Origin of the sequence: Agrobacterium sp. MS2 (assembly GCF_003261015.1) — a bacterium.
GTDB classification, from domain to species: Bacteria; Pseudomonadota; Alphaproteobacteria; order Rhizobiales; family Rhizobiaceae; genus Agrobacterium; species Agrobacterium pusense.
In genome coordinates, this window is the sequence record NZ_QLNF01000056.1 from 254,025 (window position 1) to 274,631 (window position 20,607).

The 20,607-nt window shown below is 59.0% G+C and carries 17 protein-coding genes; 6 read left to right on the plus strand and 11 right to left on the minus strand.

The annotated features are described in order from the left end of the window. Positions 1 to 25: 25 nt before the first annotated feature. Positions 26 to 1,567 (plus strand): sugar ABC transporter ATP-binding protein, encoded by a 1,542-nt coding sequence (locus tag DOU54_RS16500; protein WP_113731658.1) that lies wholly within the window; start codon positions 26 to 28, stop codon positions 1,565 to 1,567. 32 nt (positions 1,568 to 1,599) lie between these two features. Further along, positions 1,600 to 2,631: an ABC transporter permease gene (locus DOU54_RS16505; RefSeq protein WP_022563607.1), complete on the plus strand. Its 1,032-nt coding sequence runs from the start codon at positions 1,600 to 1,602 to the stop codon at positions 2,629 to 2,631. A gap of 81 nt (positions 2,632 to 2,712) precedes the next feature. Here DOU54_RS16505 and DOU54_RS16510 read toward each other — a convergent pair whose 3' ends face one another. Continuing rightward, positions 2,713 to 3,468, minus strand: coding sequence for a gamma-glutamyl-gamma-aminobutyrate hydrolase family protein (locus DOU54_RS16510; protein ID WP_004438429.1), 756 nt, complete (start codon positions 3,466 to 3,468; stop codon positions 2,713 to 2,715). 293 nt (positions 3,469 to 3,761) lie between these two features. On the opposite strand from DOU54_RS16510, the gene DOU54_RS16515 reads away from it, so the two are divergent. Continuing rightward, positions 3,762 to 4,859: a TRAP transporter substrate-binding protein gene (locus tag DOU54_RS16515; protein WP_003510333.1), complete on the plus strand. Its 1,098-nt coding sequence runs from the start codon at positions 3,762 to 3,764 to the stop codon at positions 4,857 to 4,859. 370 nt (positions 4,860 to 5,229) lie between these two features. Here DOU54_RS16515 and DOU54_RS16520 read toward each other — a convergent pair whose 3' ends face one another. Together DOU54_RS16520 and DOU54_RS16525 are read right to left on the minus strand one after the other, a co-directional pair. After that, positions 5,230 to 6,711 (minus strand): TRAP transporter large permease, encoded by a 1,482-nt coding sequence (locus tag DOU54_RS16520; protein WP_004438436.1) that lies wholly within the window; start codon positions 6,709 to 6,711, stop codon positions 5,230 to 5,232. Positions 6,712 to 6,742: 31 nt separating this feature from the next. Beyond that, positions 6,743 to 7,282, minus strand: a complete 540-nt coding sequence (locus DOU54_RS16525; RefSeq protein ID WP_113731659.1) for a TRAP transporter small permease subunit — start codon at positions 7,280 to 7,282, stop codon at positions 6,743 to 6,745. 413 nt (positions 7,283 to 7,695) lie between these two features. On the opposite strand from DOU54_RS16525, the gene DOU54_RS16535 reads away from it, so the two are divergent. Both DOU54_RS16535 and DOU54_RS16540 read left to right on the plus strand, forming a co-directional pair. Continuing rightward, the gene (locus tag DOU54_RS16535; RefSeq protein WP_004438441.1) at positions 7,696 to 7,920 is read left to right on the plus strand and encodes an aa3-type cytochrome c oxidase subunit IV; all 225 of its coding nucleotides are present in this window, start codon (positions 7,696 to 7,698) and stop codon (positions 7,918 to 7,920) included. A gap of 66 nt (positions 7,921 to 7,986) precedes the next feature. Next, positions 7,987 to 8,520, plus strand: a complete 534-nt coding sequence (locus tag DOU54_RS16540) for a hypothetical protein (protein WP_113731660.1) — start codon at positions 7,987 to 7,989, stop codon at positions 8,518 to 8,520. 50 nt (positions 8,521 to 8,570) lie between these two features. Here DOU54_RS16540 and DOU54_RS16545 read toward each other — a convergent pair whose 3' ends face one another. Then, on the minus strand, positions 8,571 to 9,824 hold the full coding sequence (locus tag DOU54_RS16545; RefSeq protein ID WP_113731661.1) for an NAD(P)/FAD-dependent oxidoreductase: 1,254 nt from the start codon (positions 9,822 to 9,824) through the stop codon (positions 8,571 to 8,573). Positions 9,825 to 10,141: 317 nt separating this feature from the next. Between DOU54_RS16545 and DOU54_RS16550 the strand changes: the two genes are divergently transcribed. Continuing rightward, on the plus strand, positions 10,142 to 11,878 hold the full coding sequence (locus tag DOU54_RS16550; protein ID WP_113731662.1) for a methyl-accepting chemotaxis protein: 1,737 nt from the start codon (positions 10,142 to 10,144) through the stop codon (positions 11,876 to 11,878). A gap of 80 nt (positions 11,879 to 11,958) precedes the next feature. Here the strand turns inward: DOU54_RS16550 and DOU54_RS16555 are convergent, their stop codons facing one another. The 7 genes from DOU54_RS16555 to DOU54_RS16585 all read right to left on the minus strand — a co-directional run bounded on the left by DOU54_RS16555 (position 11,959) and on the right by DOU54_RS16585 (position 20,519). Then, entirely contained in the window at positions 11,959 to 13,278 is a 1,320-nt protein-coding gene (locus tag DOU54_RS16555) for an LLM class flavin-dependent oxidoreductase (RefSeq protein ID WP_193603382.1), read from the minus strand. 9 nt (positions 13,279 to 13,287) lie between these two features. Next, positions 13,288 to 14,643, minus strand: a complete 1,356-nt coding sequence (locus tag DOU54_RS16560; RefSeq protein WP_113731699.1) for an MmgE/PrpD family protein — start codon at positions 14,641 to 14,643, stop codon at positions 13,288 to 13,290. A 4-nt stretch (positions 14,644 to 14,647) separates the two neighbouring features. Beyond that, the gene (locus tag DOU54_RS16565) at positions 14,648 to 15,445 is read right to left on the minus strand and encodes an amino acid ABC transporter ATP-binding protein (protein ID WP_006698608.1); all 798 of its coding nucleotides are present in this window, start codon (positions 15,443 to 15,445) and stop codon (positions 14,648 to 14,650) included. A 12-nt stretch (positions 15,446 to 15,457) separates the two neighbouring features. Further along, positions 15,458 to 16,240: an amino acid ABC transporter permease gene (locus DOU54_RS16570; protein ID WP_006698607.1), complete on the minus strand. Its 783-nt coding sequence runs from the start codon at positions 16,238 to 16,240 to the stop codon at positions 15,458 to 15,460. Continuing rightward, positions 16,237 to 16,980: an amino acid ABC transporter permease gene (locus DOU54_RS16575; RefSeq protein WP_113731663.1), complete on the minus strand. Its 744-nt coding sequence runs from the start codon at positions 16,978 to 16,980 to the stop codon at positions 16,237 to 16,239. The genes DOU54_RS16570 and DOU54_RS16575 overlap by 4 nt, the downstream gene beginning before the upstream one ends. A gap of 186 nt (positions 16,981 to 17,166) precedes the next feature. Then, entirely contained in the window at positions 17,167 to 18,006 is an 840-nt protein-coding gene (locus tag DOU54_RS16580) for a transporter substrate-binding domain-containing protein (RefSeq protein ID WP_113731664.1), read from the minus strand. Between the two features lie 224 nt (positions 18,007 to 18,230). Next, the gene (locus DOU54_RS16585) at positions 18,231 to 20,519 is read right to left on the minus strand and encodes an NADP-dependent malic enzyme (RefSeq protein WP_034498268.1); all 2,289 of its coding nucleotides are present in this window, start codon (positions 20,517 to 20,519) and stop codon (positions 18,231 to 18,233) included. Positions 20,520 to 20,607: the final 88 nt, after the last annotated feature.

Here is a 20,607-nt window from a genome sequence, read left to right on the forward strand (position 1 = left end):
AATTTTGTCTATTGTGGAGGATGAGATGGTCGTCAGTCCATCGACAATGGCCGCCGTGCGCGCCAGCGGCGCCGTTCCGAATGCGGAATACCTTCTCGCCGTCGAAGGCGTACGCAAGGAATTTCCCGGCGTGGTGGCGCTCGATGATGTGCAGTTCAAGCTAAAGCGCGGCACCGTGCACGCGCTGATGGGCGAGAACGGCGCTGGAAAATCGACGCTGATGAAGATTCTGGCTGGCATCTACCAGCCAGACAGCGGCGAAATCCGCCTGAAAGGCGCCGACATTCGTCTCGATTCCCCGCTTGATGCGTTGGAAAACGGCATTGCCATGATCCATCAGGAATTGAACCTGATGGCTTACATGACGGTCGCGGAAAATATCTGGATCAGACGGGAACCCAAGAACCGGCTGGGCCTTATCGACCATGGCGAGATGTACCGCCGTACCGAAGCCCTGCTGGATCGCCTCGGTATCGATCTCGATCCGGAAACGCGGGTCGGTGAGCTTTCCGTCGCCAGCCGTCAGATGGTCGAGATCGCCAAGGCGGTTTCCTACGATTCCGACGTTCTCATTATGGATGAGCCGACATCCGCGCTGACGGAGCGCGAGGTGGCGCATCTCTTCCGCATCATTCGCGATCTCAGGGCACGCGGTATCGGCATCGTCTACATCACCCACAAGATGAACGAGCTGTTCGAAATCGCCGACGAGTTCTCTGTTTTCCGAGACGGGAAATATATCGGCACGCATGCCTCTACCGATGTAACGCGTGACGACATCATCCGCATGATGGTGGGCCGCGAGATCACGCAGATGTTCCCGAAGGAAGAGGTTCCTATCGGCGACGTTGTCCTGTCGGTCAAAAACCTGACGCTTGATGGCGTGTTCCACGATATTTCCTTCGACGTTCGCGCCGGTGAAATTCTCGGCGTCGCGGGCCTGGTCGGTTCCGGTCGTTCCAATGTTGCAGAGACAGTCTTCGGTGTGACGCCCGCGTCTTCCGGGACGATCAGCATCGATGGCAAACCCGTTTCAGTCACCAGCCCGACGGAAGCCATTCGTCATCGCATGGCGTTTCTGACCGAGGATCGCAAGGACACGGGATGTCTGCTGATCCTGAATATTCTGGAAAATATGCAGATCGCCGTTCTGCAGGACAAATATGTCGCCAATGGTTTCGTGCAGGAAAACGCGTTGTCGGACGCCTGCGAGGAAATGTGCCGCAAGCTGAGGGTGAAAACTCCGCATCTTTACGAGCGCATCGAAAATCTTTCGGGCGGCAACCAGCAGAAAGTGTTGATCGGTCGCTGGATGCTGACCAAGCCGCGCATTCTGATCCTCGATGAGCCGACGCGCGGCATCGATGTGGGCGCCAAGGCGGAAATACACAAGCTCGTTTGTGAGATGGCGCGCCAGGGCGTCGCCGTCATCATGATTTCCTCCGAAATGCCGGAGGTTCTGGGAATGAGCGACCGCATCATGGTCATGCATGAAGGTCGGGTGACCGGCTTCCTTGATAGAAGTGAAGCCACGCAGGTTAAGGTGATGGATCTCGCATCGCGGTGAGGCGCGCCGGGATTTCTCGAGGAGGAACAGATATGAATAGCAACGCCGCCGCCACTCCGGAGCTGGATGCCAAATCCGGACGCAAACCGCACCGGCGCATACCGCCGGAAGCCAATATTTTCTTCATTCTGATCGGCATAGCGCTGATTTACGAGATTCTCGGCTGGATATTCATCGGCCAGAGCTTCCTGATGAACCAGCAGCGACTGACCATCATGATCCTGCAGGTCTCCGTGATCGGCATCATAGCGGTAGGTGTGACGCAGGTCATCATTACCGGCGGCATCGATCTGTCCTCCGGGTCGGTCGTCGGCCTCACGGCGATGTTGTCCGCCAGCATGGCCCAGTCCTCAACCTGGCCGCGGGCACTTTATCCCGGGCTCACCGACCTGCCGTTCATCATCCCGCTTGCTGTCGGCATTCTCGCCGGCATGTTGGCCGGTTTCATCAATGGGCAGCTCATCGCCCGCACGAAAATCCCGCCCTTCATTGCCACTCTCGGCATGATGGTGACCGCGCGCGGCATTTCCAAGTGGTATACGAAGGGGCAGCCGATCTCCGGCCTGACCGACGGTTTCAATTTCATTGGCACAGGCATCTGGCCAGTCGTGGTGTTCCTGCTCGTGGCAATCATTTTCCACGTCGCGCTGCGTTACACCCGCTATGGCAAGTTCACATATGCAATCGGTGCCAATGAGCAGGCTGCACGTGTATCCGGTATCAATATCGAGGCACATCTGATCAAGGTCTATGCCATTGCCGGAATGCTCGCCGGTCTTGCCGGTGTTGTCACCGCTGCCCGCGCTCAGACCGCGCAGGCCGGCATGGGCGTCATGTATGAACTTGACGCCATCGCTGCGGCCGTCATCGGCGGCACCTCGCTATCCGGCGGCGCCGGCCGCATCACCGGAACGGTAATCGGTACGATCATTCTCGGCGTCATGACATCGGGCTTCACCTTCCTCCGAGTGGACGCCTACTATCAGGAGATCGTCAAAGGTCTCATCATCGTGGCGGCCGTCGTCGCCGACGTCTACCGGCAGAAGAAACGCGCCAAGCGTTAAATCCTCCTCCCAGACCTTGGGGCAGGCCTTCAGGCTTGCCCCTTTTTTGTGCCCTCATGCGGCGAGGGGATCAGCAGCGGCTCATGCTTTGCTGTTTCGATAGTCGTGGACGGCTTTGCCGAAGGCCTCGAACAGGGCGCGGGAGGGCGCGTCCGTCTCGGCCCAGTATTCTGGATGCCATTGCACCCCGACAGCAAATCCTTTTGCGTCAATGACAGACACCGCCTCTATTGTACCATCGGCGGCCGTCGCCTCCACCTGCAGGCGCGGCGCGGTTTCGGCAATGGCCTGCCTGTGCAGCGAGTTGATCTGGATTTCGCCCGACATGCCGAGATGCTGTGCAATGCAGGAGCCTTCGCGCACATGCACTGGCTGGCGGATGGCAAAGGCGACGTCGCGGTCGTCATGTTCTGGCTTGCGGTGGTCCCATATGCCCGGCTGCTCCTGAATTTCGGACGCCAGCGTTCCGCCCAGCGCCACATTCAGTTCCTGTATTCCTCGGCAGATGGCCAGCATCGGAATGCCGCGCTCGATCGCACGGCGGATGAGCGGCAGGCTGGTGGCATCGCGGGCCTGGTCGAACGGGCCGTCGCTCTCCCGCGCCTCCTTTCCGTAGAGGGAAGGGTGCACATTGGTGGCGGAGCCGGAGACGAGCAGGCCATCCACCCGGTCGAGAATGGCGTCCACGTCGTTTCCGTCCTCAAAGGCCGGCACGATGAAGGACATGACACCAGCCACTTTCAGGGCGGCGGAAACATACTGGTTCTGCGCGGCGTGCCAGTCGGCTCCGGTAAAATGCCTTATGTCGGCGGGGACGGCGATGATGGGTTTTGGCATGGCGGCTCCGGAACGAATCTTCGAAATATGTGCGACCGCCGGCGAACCAAGTCAAGCATGCCTTTGCCTCCTGCTGATCCGGCATGCGCCTAAAGTATAAGGCGATGCCGAGATATTTCAGTTGAATATAAAATGCGAAGAAAATTCCCGAAAACACCGCGTTTTTCCGCGATTAATTCTTGGTGCGGGTGCTTGTCAGTCGGGCGATAACCGTGCTTACTTCGCTACAATGCCTGAACAGCAAAGAGGGGAATTCAAAGCTGCAGGCAGCGTTCATATCTGGGAGGATATAGATGGATCGCCGTTCCTTCATGAAAAAAGGTGCGCTCGCGGGAGCTGCCACTGCAGCCCTTGCCGCGCCCGCCATTGCGCAGCAGAATACCAAGATCAACTGGCGCCTGACGTCGTCATTTCCGAAATCGCTTGATACGATCTATGGCGGTGCCGAGGATATTGCGAAGCACGTCGCTGCCGCCACCGACGGCAATTTTACCATCCAGCCCTTTGCCGCCGGGGAAATCGTTCCCGGCTTGCAGGCGGCCGATGCCGTATCGTCAGGCACTGTGGAAATGTGCCATACCTGCTCCTATTATTATGTCGGCAAGGATCCGACCTTTGCGATCGGGACGGCGATACCCTTTGGCCTGAATGCTCGCCTGACCAATTCGTGGTTCTATGAAGGCAACGGCAACAAACTGCTCAATGAATTCTACGCCAAACATAACCTCTACGGCATGATTTCGGGCAATACCGGCGCGCAGATGGGAGGCTGGTTCCGTAAGGAGATCAACACGGTTGACGATTTCAAAGGCGTCAAGATGCGCATTGCCGGCCTTGCCGGCAAAGTGGTTGAAAAGCTTGGTGTCGTGCCGCAGCAGATCGCCGGCGGTGATATCTATCCGGCGCTGGAAAAGGGCACCATCGACGCCGCCGAGTGGGTCGGCCCTTATGACGACCACAAGCTCGGTTTTCAGAAAGTCGCAAAGTACTATTATTATCCGGCCTTCTGGGAAGGCGGCCCGGTCATTCACTCCTTTGTCAATCTGGACAAGTGGAACAGCCTGCCCAAGAACTATCAGACGGCGCTGCAGGACGCCTGCGCCTTCGCCAATACCAGCATGATGGCGAAATACGACGCCAAAAACCCGATTGCCATCAAGCAGCTCGTTTCTGAAGGCGCGGTACTCAGACCCTTCAGCCAGGAAATTCTGGAAGCGTGCTATAAGGCGGCCCTTGAGGTATACGCCAATATTTCGGCTTCCAATCCGGACTTCAAGAAGATTTACGAGGACCAGGTCGCCTTCAAGCGCGAAGGCTATCTGTGGATGCAGCTGGCGGAATACACCTTCGATACTTTCATGATGATCCAGCAGCGAAACGGCAAGCTCTGATTATTCAGTAACGGCGGCGGACCGGGCAAAGGCCTCGGAGATTTCGGTCTCCGGGGTTTTTGTTGTGCGCGTACCCTCATGCATTCGACAACAAAGGATGGTTTATGATCGGGTCCTTCGGAGCACAATCGCAGGATGGGCGACCAGCCGGAGTGCCGGCTGAGATCGGCGCCCCCCAGCCCCGACCATTGGTCTCAATTGTGGACGTGACGCGATGTGGAAAATGCTGAGCGTTGCATTCGTCATCAAGAAGAACTGGACAGGCAGTATAGTGACTGCCCGGGTCCGTTTCTAAAGAGAATAAACGGAAGGCGGGGGCGTGCCCCGTCTTCGCAATCACAGGCGTTTCCGCTCCCTTACAGGATGCCTGTCAAGGCCCGATCTTCGGCGGCTCGCCCAGATTTGGCATGCCCGGCATTCCTCCTGGCTGGCCTCCTGGCAAGCCGAAATTGGGCATGGTGTTGCCACCCTGATTACCGAAGGCGGGCACCTCGATCTTGATGGAGTTCAGATCGACGTCGGGAGCCTTGTCTATCCAGTAGGTGACGGATTCCGGCCAGAATATCACGATGGCGACGAGGATGAGCTGCATGCCAAGCCAGGGAATGGCGCCCATGTAGATATCCGATGTCTTGACGGTGCGCGGCGCGATGGAACGCAGGTAGAACAATGCAAATCCGAAGGGCGGGTGCATGAAGCTCGTCTGCATGTTGATGCAGATCAGCACGCCGAACCAGATGAGGTCAATGCCGAGCGACTGGGCTATCGGCGCCAGCATTGGAATGACGATGAAGGCGATTTCGAAGAAATCCAGGAAGAAGGCGAGGAAAAAGATGAAGATGTTGACGAAGATCAGGAAGCCGATAGGACCGCCCGGAATGCCCGACAACATGTGCTCGATCCAAAGCGAACCATCCATGCCTTGGAAAACGAGCGAAAAGCAGGTCGCGCCGACCAGGATGAACACCACCATCGACGTGATGTGCATGGTGGAATGCATTCCCTGCTTGACGAGGTCCCAGCTGAGCCGCCGATGTGCCGCCGCCAGCGCCATCGCGCCGACAACGCCGAGCGCTCCGGCTTCCGTCGGTGTTGCGAGGCCGAGAAAGATGGTGCCGAGCACGAGGAAGATGAGCACGATGGAGGGGATCATGCCCGCCAGCACACGCAACACCAGCGCCCGGTTAAGCTCACCGCGTGCCTCCGGCGGCAAAGCCGGAAGGTCCTTGGGCCGCACTATCGACATCAGCAGGATGAAGAGCATGAAGATCGCCACCTGCAGGATCGACGGACCGATCGCGCCGAGATACATGTCGCCCACGGATTTACCGAGCTGGTCGGCAAGGACGATCAGCACCAGCGAGGGCGGAATGACCTGTGTGATCGTGCCCGAGGCGGCGATGACGCCGGTGGCAAGTCGCGGATTATAGCCGTATTTCAGCATGATGGGCAGCGAGATGACGCCCATGGTGATGACCGAGGCCGCAACCGTGCCGGTGATCGCGCCCAGGATCGCGCCGACAATGATGACGGCATAGGCAAGTCCGCCCGGTATAGCGCCGAAAAGCTTCCCCGTTCCTTCGAGCAGGTCTTCCGCAAGGCCGCAACGCTCCAGAATAGCGCCCATGAAGGTGAAGAAGGGAATGGCCAGCAGAAGGTCGTTCGAAACGATGCCGAAGATGCGCAGGGGCAGGGCCTGAAGAAAAGCCGGTGAAAAGTGCTCGGTGAAGATGCCGATGACGCCAAAAACGAGGCCGACGGTGGCAAGCGAGAAAGCCACCGGAAATCCGTAAAGCATGAAGATAATCATGCCGATGAACATCAGTGGCGGAAGAATACCGTATTCAAACATGGGAATATCCTGAAGGTTCAGATCGGCGCGATCATTGCAGGGGTTTTTCGTACTTCGTATCGAGCGCATAAAGCCCGTTGAGGGCGCCTATGCGCTTGATGAGTTCGGAAAACCCCTGAAGAACCAGAAGGGCGAAACCGGCGAAGATGATGAGTTTCACGGGCCAGCGGATCAGGCCGCCGGCATTGGAAGACATTTCGCCCTGATTCCAGGACAGGGTGAACATGGGCCAGGACAGCCAGGCTAGATAAAGGCAGCCGGGCAGCAGGAACAGCACAATGCCGATAATATCCACCCAGATGCGGCTGCGTGGCGAAATCGCACCATAGATGATGTCGACCCGAACATGCTCGTTCATGCGCAGCGTATAGGAAGCGCCGATCAGCACGATGAAGGCGAACATGTACCACTGGATTTCGAGCCAGCCGTTGGAGCTGTAGTTCAAGGCGTAACGGACCATCGCGTTACCGGCGCTGACGAGGCAGCAGATGAGCACGAGATAACCGGCGATCTTGCCCAGGACCTCGCTCGCAGAATCTATCAGCGCACTTATTTTTAAAAGCGATTTCATGACTTTCCCCTCTTCCCTTGCCGGGCCCTTTGCGGGTTTATGGCGGAGAGCAAAGCCCGATACCCCTGCAACGGCCGCGCCTCCACGCGCGTCCGCACCCATCGGTTCCGGAGTTCCTCCCCACAGAATCCGTGTATGGGTAGGCGGTTCGAAAAGCAACCGAAACCGCACGCAAAGAGCAAGAACGGTGGCCCTTTTCAACTATTAACGAAAGAATGTTGCCGGAAGGCAAGTATTGTCCTTGAGAGCCGGTCCGACGGATGGCGGCGTGACACTTTCGTGCGGAACGCATTGCGCTTTTCGATCACTTTATGTTACCTCTGGCACCGGAGAATCCGGCATGGCCCGTGATCGTCCGCGGGGCAGATTTCCCCGCAGGACGGGAATGACGGATGGAGCAAAGGGGAAGTGGAATGAGCGAACACCATACAGGTCCGGTCGAACTTGGCGCTGAAATGAACTACGCCGAACACGAAAAGACCTATAACGGTTTTCTGGCCTTGACCAAATACGGCACGATGATGCTGTGCGTGCTGATGCTGGCCATGGTTGCCGGTTTTTTCACATCCGCGGGCTTCCTTGGCGGTCTCGTTGTCTTTCTCGTTCTGTCGGCGGCCGGGTTCGTTCTGCTGCGCTGATCGAACCGTTTGCGGGCTGTTGCCCTTACGGGTAAGGGTTCTGCCGGACAACCGGGACGGCCGGGCATGAAACGCCTTTTATCCTGTCTGTTTCTGTTGATTGCGGTTGCATGTCCCGTCTCCGCGCGTGATATCTCTCCTGCCGAGCAGGAGAGGCTGCGTGCCCAGATCGAGCGTTTCAGCATCGCCCTGAATGCGCAGGATTTCGAAACGGTCGGCAAGACTGTGCCGCCGAAAATCTTCGAGTTCATCGCCAGTGATGCGGGTGTCACCGTGGAGCAGTTGCGGAGTGCCTTGACGGCGCAGATGCAGATGGCGCTCGCGGCGGTCAAGATAACCGAATTCACCATGGACGCGCGGGCGATCAGCCTGGCTGAGACGCCGGATGGCACGCCCTATGCGCTCATTCCGACAAAAACCGTGATGGAAACCGGCGGTCAGACCATAGAGGCGAAGTCCCACACGCTGGCGCTGATCGACGGTTCGGACTGGTATTTGCTCCGGGTGAGCGATCAGCAGCAGGTGACCATCCTGCGAAAGGTCTACCCGTCCTTCGCGACAGTGGAATTCCCTAACGATTCCACGCAGACGGTGAAATAACCCGTATTGCTGGCGAGGCCGGGCCCTGGCGCCGCCAATGCTACCCCATTTCAGGAAAACCGTCCCGGGCGGAAGGGATCGACCGAGATGGACGTTTCGTCGCCGTTTGCCATCTGCGTCACCAGCCGGGCTGTGGCTGCCGACTGGGTCAACCCCAGATGACCGTGGCCGAAGGCGTAGATAACGGAGGGTGTCGTCCGCGCGGTGCCAATGACGGGAAGACAGTCCGGCATGGAGGGGCGGAACCCCATCCATTGCCGTCCGCCTTCCAGTTTGAGGCCGGGAAGGAAACGTTCCGCTTTTTTCAACATGGCTTCCGCGCGGCGGAAGTTCGGCTTCAGTTCCAGCCCGCCGAGTTCGACGGCGCCGCCGACGCGGATGCCAGTCGACAAGGGGGTCACAACGAAGCCGTGGTCGTTGAAATAAAGCTGGCGTGTCAGGTTGAAAGCACCGACAGGCAGGGTCGTGTTGTATCCTCGTTCCGTTTCCAGCGGCACGATGTTGCCAAGCGTCGCCGCAAGTTTTTTGGACCATGCTCCACAGGCGATCACCACTTTGTCGGCGTCGATCTTGTCGCCGTTCTCCAGCGTGACGATCGTACTTTCGCCCACTGCGTCGATACGCTGAGCTTCGCCTTTGCGAAGGCTGGCTCCGCGTGAGATCACAAGATCAAATATGGCGCGGGTGAAATCATAGGGATCGGAGACCTGCAGGCCATCCGCCGAAAACACCGCATGGCGGAACTGCGGCGCCAGGCCCGGCTGCAGCTCTTCGATTTCGTTGCGGTCAACGCGCTGGAATGCGAAGCCGGCTTTTTCCTTTTCGTCCCAATCCTTACTGGCGGCGTTGAGGCTCGCCTCGCTATCATAGATATCAAGCGTGCCGGTTTTTGAGATGAAGGGCGAGAGCTCGGGCATGGCAGCGATTTGGGCCATTTCGATGGCCGCCAGCCGGTTGATTTCCATGAGTGATTTCAGCCCATGACGGAAACTGCGTTCGGCGCTGGCGCGCCAGAAACGCCAAAGCCACGGGGCGATCTTCGGTGCATAGGCCGGCGGCACGCTGAGAGGTCCGAGCGGATCAAAAAGCCAGCGCGGGGCTTTTTTCATGATACCGGGCGCGGGAATGGGGATGATTTCCGGAAAGGCCAATATGCCGGCATTACCGGAACTCGCACCGCGGGAGATATCGCCACGCTCAAGAAGCACGACATCACGCCCGGCATTCTGCAGATAAAGCGCTGCCATGGAACCGATAATGCCGGTGCCGACCACCAGCACGTCGCATTTCAGGGTTTTGGTCATCGGCGCTCCTGCAATACAAATCTCTCAAGCCCGCCATAACAATGAATGCAGAGGGTATGAAAGGTCGCATCACGCTGCGGCGATAGAAATATCAGCACTGTGGCAAATAAGCGGTTCCGCGGTGGGGAGGCCGCCATGCACATCAGTGCGTTTTGCCCATCGGCCAGGTCGCGGCTTAGATAGTTATGAGTCATTATTAATCGCTATTTAACAGTGTCTGGCTAGTTTCGCGTGCAGTCAGGCCCATCCATGTTCATCCCTTCTCATTCGGAGGGGCAGTGGGTCTGCACAGCGGTTAATTTGGGGGTTTTAAAGGCATGTCTCACTTTTCCAAACTCGGTCTGGATGCATCTGCGGTACTTGACGCCCTGAACCGTTCGCAGGCCATCATCGAATTCGATCTGACCGGGAAAATTCTGAAGGCGAACGACAATTTCTGCAAAGCGGTGGGTTATCAGCAGTCCGAAATCATCGGACGGCACCACAGCATGTTTGTTGCTCCCGAAGATACTGCCAATGCGGAATACAAGGCGTTCTGGGCGAAACTCTCGCGCGGCGAATATGATCAGGGTCAATATCGGCGCCGGGCAAAAAACGGCGACGAAATCTGGATCGAAGCTTCCTATAATCCCGTCTTTCGTTTCGGCAAACCTTACAAGATCGTCAAGGTTGCAACCGATATCACCGCGATCAAGCGCAAGAGCATGGAAGATGACGGCAAGCTGGCCGCTCTCTCCCGCGCGCAGGCCATGATCGAATTTACACCAGATGGGAAGATCCTCAGCGCCAACGAGAATTTCCTCGCGGCGCTTGGTTACACGGCGCAGGAAATTGTAGGCAAGCATCATTCGATGTTCTGTGAGCCAGCTTATGCCCAGTCCCACGAATATCGCGATTTCTGGCAGGAGCTAAGGAGCGGCCGTTTCTCTGCCGGGCAGTTCATGCGGCTCGGCAAGGACGGCAAACGCGTTTTCATCCAGGCCTCCTATAATCCGATACTGGATGAGCAGGGCCGTGTCTTGAAGGTGGCGAAGTTTGCCTTTGACGTGACGGACCGCATGTATGCGGTGGAGGAGCTTGGCGCGGCGCTTGAGCGGCTCTCCCAATGCAACATCCGCGTCACGCTGGACAAACCCTTCGTGGGTGAATTTGAGAGCCTGCGGCGCGATTTCAACAAGTCTATCGCGGAATTCCAGAAGACGCTGGAGAATGTTCTCGGCCAGACGGGCGATCTGACCCGCAGCAGCCAGGAAGTCAGCGAGGCTTCCGTCAATCTGGCCGAACGTTCGCGCGAGCAGGCCGTAGCGCTGGAAGAAACCTCTGCGGCACTGGAGGAAATCACGGCGACGGTTCGTTCATCCACGGAAAACATGAAAGAGACCCGCAAGCTGGTTCAGAGTGCACGCACATCCACCGCGGCCTCGACCGAGGTCGTTGAGCGCACGGTCAATGCCATGCAGCGCATCGAGACAGCATCGCGGGAAATCAGTCAGATCATCGGTGTTATCGATGAGATCGCCTTCCAGACCAACCTGCTGGCGCTGAATGCGGGCGTGGAAGCCGCCCGCGCGGGTGAAGCCGGCAAGGGCTTTGCCGTGGTAGCGCAGGAGGTCCGCGAGCTTGCGCAGCGTTCCGCTGGTGCCGCCAAGGAAATCAAGGCGCTGATCAACAATTCCGGCAGCGAGGTCCTCGAAGGGGTAAGGCTCGTGGGTGAAACGGGCGAAGCGCTGAAGCAGATCGACGCGCTGGTCAGACATATTGACGGCAACGTTGACATGATCGCAAAGGCAGCGGACGAGCAGGCTGTCGGCATCAGTGAGATCAACAAGGCGGTCAACCGGCTGGACCGGATGACGCAGGAAAACGCCGCCATGAGCGCACGCACCACCGTAATCAGCACCACGCTCGCGCAGGGTGCGGATGCATTGGCCCAGCTTGTCAGCCTGTTCAAACTGAACCGCCGCACGGTTCAGCGTGAGGATGGTGCCTCAATACGGTCTGATTTTTCGACTGCTGCTCGGCACGATCAGGAGGTCGGGCGCGCAGCAGCATGAAGGGAGCCGGCTTTCGCCGGCCCCGCTTATTGCTGATCATCAATTGATGCGGATGCCTATGATAGGGCATCTGCGCGCGGTTAACCCCGCAAGGCCGGGCGCGTGATGCCGAGGTGGTCGCGCAATGTGGAGCCCTCATATTCCCGGCGGAATAGGCCGCGTTCCTGCAAGAGCGGTACCACCTCGCGATTAAACTCCTCCAGCCCGCCGGGGAAGAAGGGCGGCATGACGTTGAAGCCATCGGCTGCGCCGTTCTCGAACCATTGCTGCATCCTGTCGGCAACATCGCTCGCCGTTCCCATGACGATATGGTGGCCACGGCCGGCCGCGACGCGCAGCGCCAGTTCTCGGATCGTGAGCTTTTCGCGCCGTGCCAGCTCGGTCAGCAACTCGGCCCGGCTGCGCAACTGGTCGGAGATGGGAAGTTCGGGCAACGGCCCGTCGAGATCATAGTCGGCCAGGATGTGGCCGATACGCTCTTCGAGCAGCGGCATCGCGCTCTTGATGTCCGTCCAGCGGTTCAGTTCCTTCAGCTTTTCACTCGCCTCCTCGAAACTCCTGCCGATGATCGGCATGAAGCCGGGCATCACGGCAACGCTGGCGGGATCGCGGCCGAATTTTTCGACGCGCGCCTTGAGGCTCGTGTAGAAAGCCTGCGCTTCGGAAATCGCCTGTTGGGCGGTGAAGACGATATCGGCGGTGCGTGCGGCGAGATCCTGACCCGGCCCGGAGGAACCGGCCTGGATGAGAACCGGATGGCCCTGCGGCGAGCGCGGAATGTTGAGCGGTCCCTTGACGGTGAAATATTTGCCTTCGTGGTTGAGAACATGGACTTTCTCGGGATCGACGTAGCGGCCCGCCTGCTTGTCCTTGATGAAGGCATCGTCATCCCAGCTGTCCCAAAGGCCGCGAACGACGTTCACATATTCTTCCGCCACCGCATAACGCTCGTCATGCTCGGGGTGGTCCTTGGAGAAATTCGCTGCCGTCCGTGCGTAAGAGGTGGTGACAATGTTCCAGGCCGCTCGACCATGGCTTAAATGGTCTATGGAGGCGAAGGCGCGAGCGGTGTGATAGGGCTCGCCATAGGTGGTGGAGGCGGTTGCTGCCAGCCCGATCTTCTCGGTCACCATTGCCAGCGCGGCAAGCAGGGTCAACGGCTCGAAACGTGCGATCATCGAAGGATGGGCGTCGACGCCGCTGGTCAGGCCGTCAGCCAGGAAAACCATGTCAAATTTTGCCGCTTCGGCCATTTTTGTTACGCGGGTGAGCAGATCGAGGTTTTCGCTGCCGGCCTCCGCATCGGGGTGACGCCAGCCGGAAACGTGGTGTCCGGCACCCTGCAGGAAAAGGCCGAGATGCATCTGTCTTTTGCGGGTCGTGGTGGTCATGGGAATCATGCCTTCATGTCAGTCGAGTAATATTGGCGATACCAGAAGCATTTCGAGCTTCCTGAGGTCGGCTGCGGTTTTCATGGTCCGCACCAAGGCCGGGATACCGGCGAATTTTTCATTGCCGCCGGTCGCGTCGGCAAATTTTTCGGCCGGGTCATCAATGCCGGGAAGCCCGTCGACGCGGCGCGATAGCACCGTACCATCCTTCTTCGTGACATCTATCACCACGAAACGGGTAGTTGGGTCTGGCGACAGGCGGCGAGCGGTCTCGTCATGCCGGCGCGAGACTTTCGCGGAAAGGCCGAGCAGGTCGGCGCGTGCCGGGCGTTCGTCGAAATGGCTGATCCCCAGTGACCCATCCGTCAGCGCCGCAGCGAAGACATATTCGGGGCTGAAGCGCGCGTCTATGCCGGTTGCGGGCGTGGCAGGGCCGACAAGCGCGGCATCGCCGCCGGGCGGGAAGGTGATGGTGACCGCCTCGATTTCTTCCGGCTGCAGCTCATGGGTGCTGCGCAGCGCCAGCGCGCCCACGGCGACGGGGTGTGCCGCGGTACAACACGGGAAGGCCTTGAGGGTCAGGCCCGGCGAGACGATCTGCCAGGGTGCGCCCCAGCCGGAGAGAACACGCTTCGGCTGCTCGGCGCCGAAGGCGAAGGCCGAATAAAAGCCGATGGAATTTTCCAGAAAATCCGGCGCGCCCTGAAAGCCGGATCGTGCCAGCCGTGCTGCGGTGAGGCCGGCACGCGTGGCAAGCCCCGCATGGAGCGGCTTGGCGTCATAACCGAATTGCAGGCGAAGCCCGGCCGATTGCGTGGCGGCGAGGCCGAGCGCCACGGCCGTTGTCTGCGGATCGAATTTCAGGAGATGAGCGATCGCCGCCGCGGCACCCATGGGGCCAAGTGTGGCGGTGGCGTGGAAACCATTTTCGTAATGTCTGGTGCCGAGCGACAGGCCAATGCGGGCCATGGTTTCCAGCCCGACGATATAGGCGGCGATGAATGCATCCGCCGTCGAGCCTTCCTCGACCGCAACAGCCAGCAGGGCTGGAACAATGGCGACGGTGGGGTGGCCGCGCACACTGCCATGGACGTCGTCGTAATCAAGCACGTGACCGGCATGGCCGTTGATAAGGGCGGCAGTGAAAGCATCCGTACGCAGATCGTGGCCGACGATGCCGGCTGCGCCTTGCGTGCCTGACGTGAAGGTGTCGATCAGGATTTTCGTGCTCCTGTCGGCAGCGCCGCCCAGCACGCAGGCAAAGAAATCGATCAGTGCCGTGCGGGCAATGGTGACCGCCTCTTCATCGTGTAGCGGGTCGGAAGCGGCAATGGCTCCGGCAAGAAGAAGTGTGAGTTTTTCCTCCGCGACCATGGCATCAGATCCCTTCGCCGTCATTCACGCGCGCGCCCTGTCCGCCGAGACCCTTGACGAAGGCGTTGATGCGCGGATTGGTCGACTTGTAGAATATGTGCTCCGGCGTGCCCTGATCGACGATCAGGCCGTTTTCGGTGAAGACGATTTTGTCGCTGATTTCTTCGGCAAAGCGCATTTCGTGGGTAACGAGAATGCTCGTCATGCCGTCGTTGACGAGGTCGCGGATGACGGCGAGCACTTCCCCAACCGTTTCGGGATCGAGTGCCGAGGTGACTTCATCGAACAGCACCAGCTCCGGCCGCATGGCGAGCGCGCGGGCGATCGCCACGCGCTGCTGCTGGCCGCCGGAAAGCTGGCCGGGATAGGCGTCGACCTTCTGGGACAGGCGGACCTTTTCCAGCAATTCGCGGGCATGGCGCTCCGCTTCCGTTTTTGGCGTACCAAGTATTTTGATCGGCGCGATGGTGATGTTTTCCATCACCGTCAGATGCGGGAAGAGGTTGAACTGCTGGAACACGATGCCGATCCGCTTGCGCAGCGCGATGCGCTCGGCCTCGGTTTTAAGCTGGTCTACTCGCGTGCCGCCAACGGTGATCTTGCCCGATTGCGGAATGAGCAGCCCGTTGATGCAGCGCAGGATGGTGGATTTGCCGGAGCCGGAAGGGCCGATGATGGAGACGGCGTCCCCCTTGTTGACGCTGAGATCAATGCCTTTCAGGACCTGGTTGTCACCAAAAGCAAGATGGATTGCTTCGAGTTCAACAAGCGGCTGGGCGTTTTGGGCGATGGATGCGGACATGGCTTGTTCCAATCAGCGGGAAGCGAAGCGCCGCTCGAGGCGCTGCGTGAAACGGGAGACGGGATAGCAGAACAGGAAGAACGCCATCAGAACGGTGAGATAGACCACCACGGTGAAATCGTTGCGCTGCACGGCGGTGCTGGCGTCGGTCGCGGCGTGAAGAAGCTCATGCACGCCGACCAGCGAGGCGAGCGCCGTGCCCATGGTGATCGACGCATAGAGGTTCATCCACGGCGGCAGGGAGCGTTTTATGCATTGCGGCAGGATTATCCAGCGCAGGGTCTGGTTGCGCGAAAAGCCCAGCCCCTGAGCGGCTTCCCATTGCGCTGTCGGAATGGACTGGATGGCGCCGCGGGTGATTTCGGCGATATGGGCGCTGGCGGGAATGGCAAGGCCCACAACCGCCTTGATCCAGTCCGGAAAAGGAATGTAGTTGCCAAAGGCCACGATCTCGAAGGGGAAGATGTAAGTCGCGGCAAAGATCAGCACCAGATGCGGGGCATTGCGGAAAATCTGCACATAGGTCAGTGCCGGTGCGCGAACCAGACGGTAGGGCGCAAGCTCCATGATGCCGAGAAGAACGCCGATAAATGTGCCGATGGCGATCGCCAGAATGCTTATCAGCACATTCATGGCGAAGCCCTTGGCGAGATAGGGCAGCCATTCCAGCAGCACCTGGCCGAGCGACGGATCGAGGACCAGCCACAGGATGACGGCAACCAGGACGCCCAGCAGCAGAATGGTGCCGAAAGGCGGCTTCTTCACCGCACGTGTTGGAGAAACCACCGCACTCATTGACCGAACCCCGGAACCGCAAGACGCCGTTCAAGCCAGAGACCGGCCCTTGCGACGATGAAATTGATGACGCTGAAGAAAACGAGGATAACGATCATCAGCTCGACCACATTGTCGCGCTGCGTCCAGATCAGGATGGAGGCATAGGTGATCTCACCCACGGCGATTGCAGAGCCGACCGTGGTGAGCTTCACCAGATTGACGAGATTGTTGATGATGGAGGGCAGCGCTGTGCGGATCGCCAGCGGAAACTCCACATAACGCAGAATCTCGAAGGAACTGAAACCGATTGCACGCGCTGCCTCGATTGTGGTGCCGGGCACCGCCTCGATGCCGCCGCGCAGCGCTTCGGCATGGAAGGCGGCAATGTGCAGTCCCGTGACCGCAACGACCCAGAAAAACGGCGTCAGCGGATTGTTCTGCGCGCCACCCAGCGCATTGGAAATCAGCATGTTGAGCACGAGGAAACCGCACATCAGCTGTACCAGCGTCGGCGTGTTGCGCGTCAGTTCCACATAGGCGCGCACGGGACCGGCGAGCCAGGCCTTCCCGGAAGTGAGCATTGCCGCGAAAATGAAGCCGAAGACGAGGCTGAGCGGCAAGGTGACGGCAACGAGGATCAGCGTCATCTTCATGCCGTCGAGCCAGATCTGAACCTCATAGCCGCTGTTCAGAAAATCATAGTTAAGGCCAAGATGCGCGGCCAGTTCTATGAAGCGCGCTGTAAATGAATCCTGCATTGGAAATCCATGCTGTTATTGCGGTGCCGCCACGCGGGCGGCGCCAGAATGGCCTGCCATTATAAAGCAGAAAAGAACGGCAGGTGAACCGGCCGTTCCTGATGATCATGGGAACCATCTCTATGCCATCGTCCTCACCACGTTGCGGCGTGACGGGGGATGACAGGAAAGCCCTGCGCCTGACCTTTACTGCGCGGCGGACAGCTTCTTCTGCTGTTCTTCCATATAGCCGATGCTCGGCAGACGGTTTGCCTTAGCGAATTCCAGCATCTTGCCGGAAGCGTGCAATTCCTTGACGATCTTGTCGAGAGCCGCCTGCGTGTCGCTTTCACCCTTTCGCAGCCAGATCACGGAATCCGACGGTATGAGATCTGTGGGGATGAGGATGCCGTAATCCTTCCACTCATCAGCTCGGTCCTGAAGCATCAGGCTCAGCGTGCCGTTGACGTGAACGGACACATCGCAATTGCCACCCTTCAGCGCCAGCAGCGATTCCGGCTGGCTGGGCAGAGCCTTTACCTGCGCGCCATATTGCTCGATCAGCGGCTGAGTGTAGTTGGAACCTTGAGACACGCAGGCGATCTTGCCTTTCAGGTCGGACCAGTCCTTGATGCCAGAGTCTTTTCGACCGATGGCGGCGCCGCCCTGACGGTCGTAGGGGGTGGGCACGTAGTCGAGCGTTTTCGCACGTTCTTCGGTGTACTGCATGTTGGCGATAAGAATATCGACCTTCCCCTGCTGCAGGAACTGCACGCGGTTTGGCGGGGTCACGGTCTCAGTCACCAGTTCAACGCCGAGACCTGCGGCCAGCGCCTTGGCGACGTCGATGTTGAGGCCCTTCTGCTCCTGCGTTTTTGGATCAATAAAGCCGAAAGGAGCGCCGGAAAGAATGACGCCGACGGTGAGCTTGCCGCGACCCTTGATGCGGTCAAGCGTTGCATCCGCATGAGCGGTGGTTGCCAGCGAGGCGATGATAACGGTTCCGGCGATGAGTTTCGCGGCAAACTTGGGGAGGGAGAAGGCCATGGGTATTTCCTTTTGCTTGTGGCTGGAACCTACATGACGGACTTGCAGAGGGCGAGAATTGGCATTGCGCAAAAAATACTATGAATAGAAACGAGTTCCAATAATGTTGTCAGGCAGAAAAAATATCCTAATAATTTAAAATCGTAGAATCTTGTTCTTTAGGTTTTAGTGGTGTGCGGCTTGTTTCAACCAAGAGGCGAGAAGCAAGCCGCACCGCCTTTCAATTATCGTCCGGCATTATAGGCCGCGATTGCTGCCATGTTGACGATATCGCTGTCCTTGGCCCCCATCGAGGTTATCTGTACCGACTTGTCGAGGCCGACGAGGAGAGGGCCGATGACGGTCGCACCGCCCAATTCCTGCAGCATCTTGGTGGAGATGGAGGCAGAATGGATGGCGGGCATGACCAGCACATTGGCGGGGCCGGAAAGGCGCGCGAAGGGATACTGGCTCTGCATGCGGTGATGGTTCAGCGCCACATCCGCCGACATTTCGCCATCGACCTCGAAATTGACGTTGCGCTTGTCGAGAATTTTCACCGCCTCGCGCACCTTGTCGGAGCGTTCGCCGACCGGCTGGCCGAAGGTGGAATAAGCGAGCATGGCAACGCGCGGCTCGTAACCGAAACGGCGGGCGAGGCCGGCTGCCTCCTCGGCGATATCGGCGAGGTCCTCGGCATTCGGCATGTCGTGCACGGCCGTGTCGGCCACGAAGACGGTGCGGTTGCGCGAGACAACGAGGGACACGCCGATGACGCGATGGCCTGGCTTGGTGTTGATGCAACGGCGGATATCTTCCAGCGCCGTCGAATAATTGCGCGTCACGCCCGTCACCACCGCGTCCGCATCGCCCATCGCGACCATGCAGGCGGCGAAGTGGTTGCGGTCGTTGTGGATCAGGCGCTGCACGTCGCGCAGCAGGAAGCCGCCGCGCTGCAGCCGCGCATAGAGGTAATCGATATAGGCATCGACCCGGCTGGAGAGGCGGGCATTGGTGATTTCAATATTGGCGCGGTCGAGATCGATACCGGCACGCTCCGCATTGGCCTTGATGATATCGTCACGGCCGAGCAGGATGGCGGTACCAAGCCCTTGAGCGGTAAACGAAATCGCCGCGCGCATGACCTGTTCTTCTTCCGCTTCGGCAAAGACCACGCGCTTGGGCGAACGACGCACACGCTCGTAAAGGCGTTGCGTGGTCGAGGCCATCGGATCACGACGGGCCGAAAGCTCGCGGGCATAGGCGTCGAGATCGGGAATTTCGCGCTGGGCGACGCCGGTTTCGATAGCGGCTTTTGCCACGGCGACAGGAATGGCGGAGATCAGGCGCGGATCGAACGGGACCGGAATGATATATTGCGGCCCGAAGCGGGGGCGGTTGCCCTGATAGGCAGCGGCCACATCGTCAGGCACGTCTTCGCGGGCCAGATCCGCCAGCGCCTGCGCGGCGGCGATCTTCATGGCATCGTTGATCTGGCGGGCACGCACATCGAGCGCGCCGCGGAAGATATAGGGGAAGCCGAGGACGTTGTTGACCTGGTTCGGATAGTCGGAACGTCCCGTCGCCATGATGGCGTCATCGCGGATGCGGGACACTTCTTCCGGGGTGATTTCCGGGTCGGGATTGGCCATTGCAAAGATAATCGGCTTCGGCGCCATGGAGCGGATCATTTCTTCGCTGAACGCGCCCTTCTGTGAGAGGCCGAACACCACGTCAGCACCCTTCATGGCTTCCGCCAGCGTGCGATTGTCGGTTTTCACCGCATGCGCGGATTTCCATTGGTTCATGCCCTCGGTGCGGCCCTGATAGATGACGCCCTTGGTATCACAGAGCGTGATGTTTTCCGGGTTGAAACCCATGGCCTTGATGAGGTCCATGCATGCGATTGCGGCCGCACCCGCACCGTTGCAGACGAGCTTGGTGGTCTTGAAGTCACGTCCGGTCAGTTCGATGGCGTTGATGAGGCCGGCGGCGGCAATAATGGCGGTGCCGTGCTGGTCGTCATGGAATACGGGAATATCCATCAATTCGCGCAGGCGGCTTTCGATGATGAAACATTCCGGCGCCTTGATGTCTTCCAGATTGATGCCGCCGAAGGAGGGGCCGAGGTAACGCACGCAATTGATGAACTCATCGGCGTCTTCGGTATCGACCTCGAGATCGATGGAATCGACATCGGCGAAACGCTTGAAGAGGACCGACTTGCCTTCCATGACCGGCTTCGAGGCCAGCGCGCCGAGATTACCCAGCCCGAGGATCGCGGTGCCGTTGGAGATGACGGCCACCATGTTGCCGCGTGTCGTATAATCGTAAGCGGTCGCTGGATTTTCGGCGATGGCTTTCACCGGCACCGCCACGCCGGGCGAATAGGCGAGCGACAGATCCCGCTGTGTTGCCATCGGCTTCGTCGGGGTGATTTCCAGCTTGCCCGGCCTGCCTTCCGCGTGGAAATCCAGGGCTTCCTGATCCGTAACCGATGTTCTTGTGCTGGCGGGCTTGGTCGTGTCGGACATGGGCTGTGTGTGCTTTCGTGTCTATAACAATGTAAAAATATCCGCCGTTGTTATTGTATTTTTCGCGCGCCTGCCAAGCCTTGAATGT

Coding starts and splice junctions, on each gene's coding strand:
- DOU54_RS16500 (WP_113731658.1), top strand. CDS start 26: ATGGTCGTCAGTCCATCGACAATGGCCGCCGTGCGCGCCAGCGGCGCC.
- DOU54_RS16505 (WP_022563607.1), top strand. CDS start 1,600: ATGAATAGCAACGCCGCCGCCACTCCGGAGCTGGATGCCAAATCCGGA.
- DOU54_RS16510 (WP_004438429.1), bottom strand. CDS start 3,468: ATGCCAAAACCCATCATCGCCGTCCCCGCCGACATAAGGCATTTTACC.
- DOU54_RS16515 (WP_003510333.1), top strand. CDS start 3,762: ATGGATCGCCGTTCCTTCATGAAAAAAGGTGCGCTCGCGGGAGCTGCC.
- DOU54_RS16520 (WP_004438436.1), bottom strand. CDS start 6,711: ATGTTTGAATACGGTATTCTTCCGCCACTGATGTTCATCGGCATGATT.
- DOU54_RS16525 (WP_113731659.1), bottom strand. CDS start 7,282: ATGAAATCGCTTTTAAAAATAAGTGCGCTGATAGATTCTGCGAGCGAG.
- DOU54_RS16535 (WP_004438441.1), top strand. CDS start 7,696: ATGAGCGAACACCATACAGGTCCGGTCGAACTTGGCGCTGAAATGAAC.
- DOU54_RS16540 (WP_113731660.1), top strand. CDS start 7,987: ATGAAACGCCTTTTATCCTGTCTGTTTCTGTTGATTGCGGTTGCATGT.
- DOU54_RS16545 (WP_113731661.1), bottom strand. CDS start 9,824: ATGACCAAAACCCTGAAATGCGACGTGCTGGTGGTCGGCACCGGCATT.
- DOU54_RS16550 (WP_113731662.1), top strand. CDS start 10,142: ATGTCTCACTTTTCCAAACTCGGTCTGGATGCATCTGCGGTACTTGAC.
- DOU54_RS16555 (WP_193603382.1), bottom strand. CDS start 13,278: ATGATTCCCATGACCACCACGACCCGCAAAAGACAGATGCATCTCGGC.
- DOU54_RS16560 (WP_113731699.1), bottom strand. CDS start 14,643: ATGGTCGCGGAGGAAAAACTCACACTTCTTCTTGCCGGAGCCATTGCC.
- DOU54_RS16565 (WP_006698608.1), bottom strand. CDS start 15,445: ATGTCCGCATCCATCGCCCAAAACGCCCAGCCGCTTGTTGAACTCGAA.
- DOU54_RS16570 (WP_006698607.1), bottom strand. CDS start 16,240: ATGAGTGCGGTGGTTTCTCCAACACGTGCGGTGAAGAAGCCGCCTTTC.
- DOU54_RS16575 (WP_113731663.1), bottom strand. CDS start 16,980: ATGCAGGATTCATTTACAGCGCGCTTCATAGAACTGGCCGCGCATCTT.
- DOU54_RS16580 (WP_113731664.1), bottom strand. CDS start 18,006: ATGGCCTTCTCCCTCCCCAAGTTTGCCGCGAAACTCATCGCCGGAACC.
- DOU54_RS16585 (WP_034498268.1), bottom strand. CDS start 20,519: ATGTCCGACACGACCAAGCCCGCCAGCACAAGAACATCGGTTACGGAT.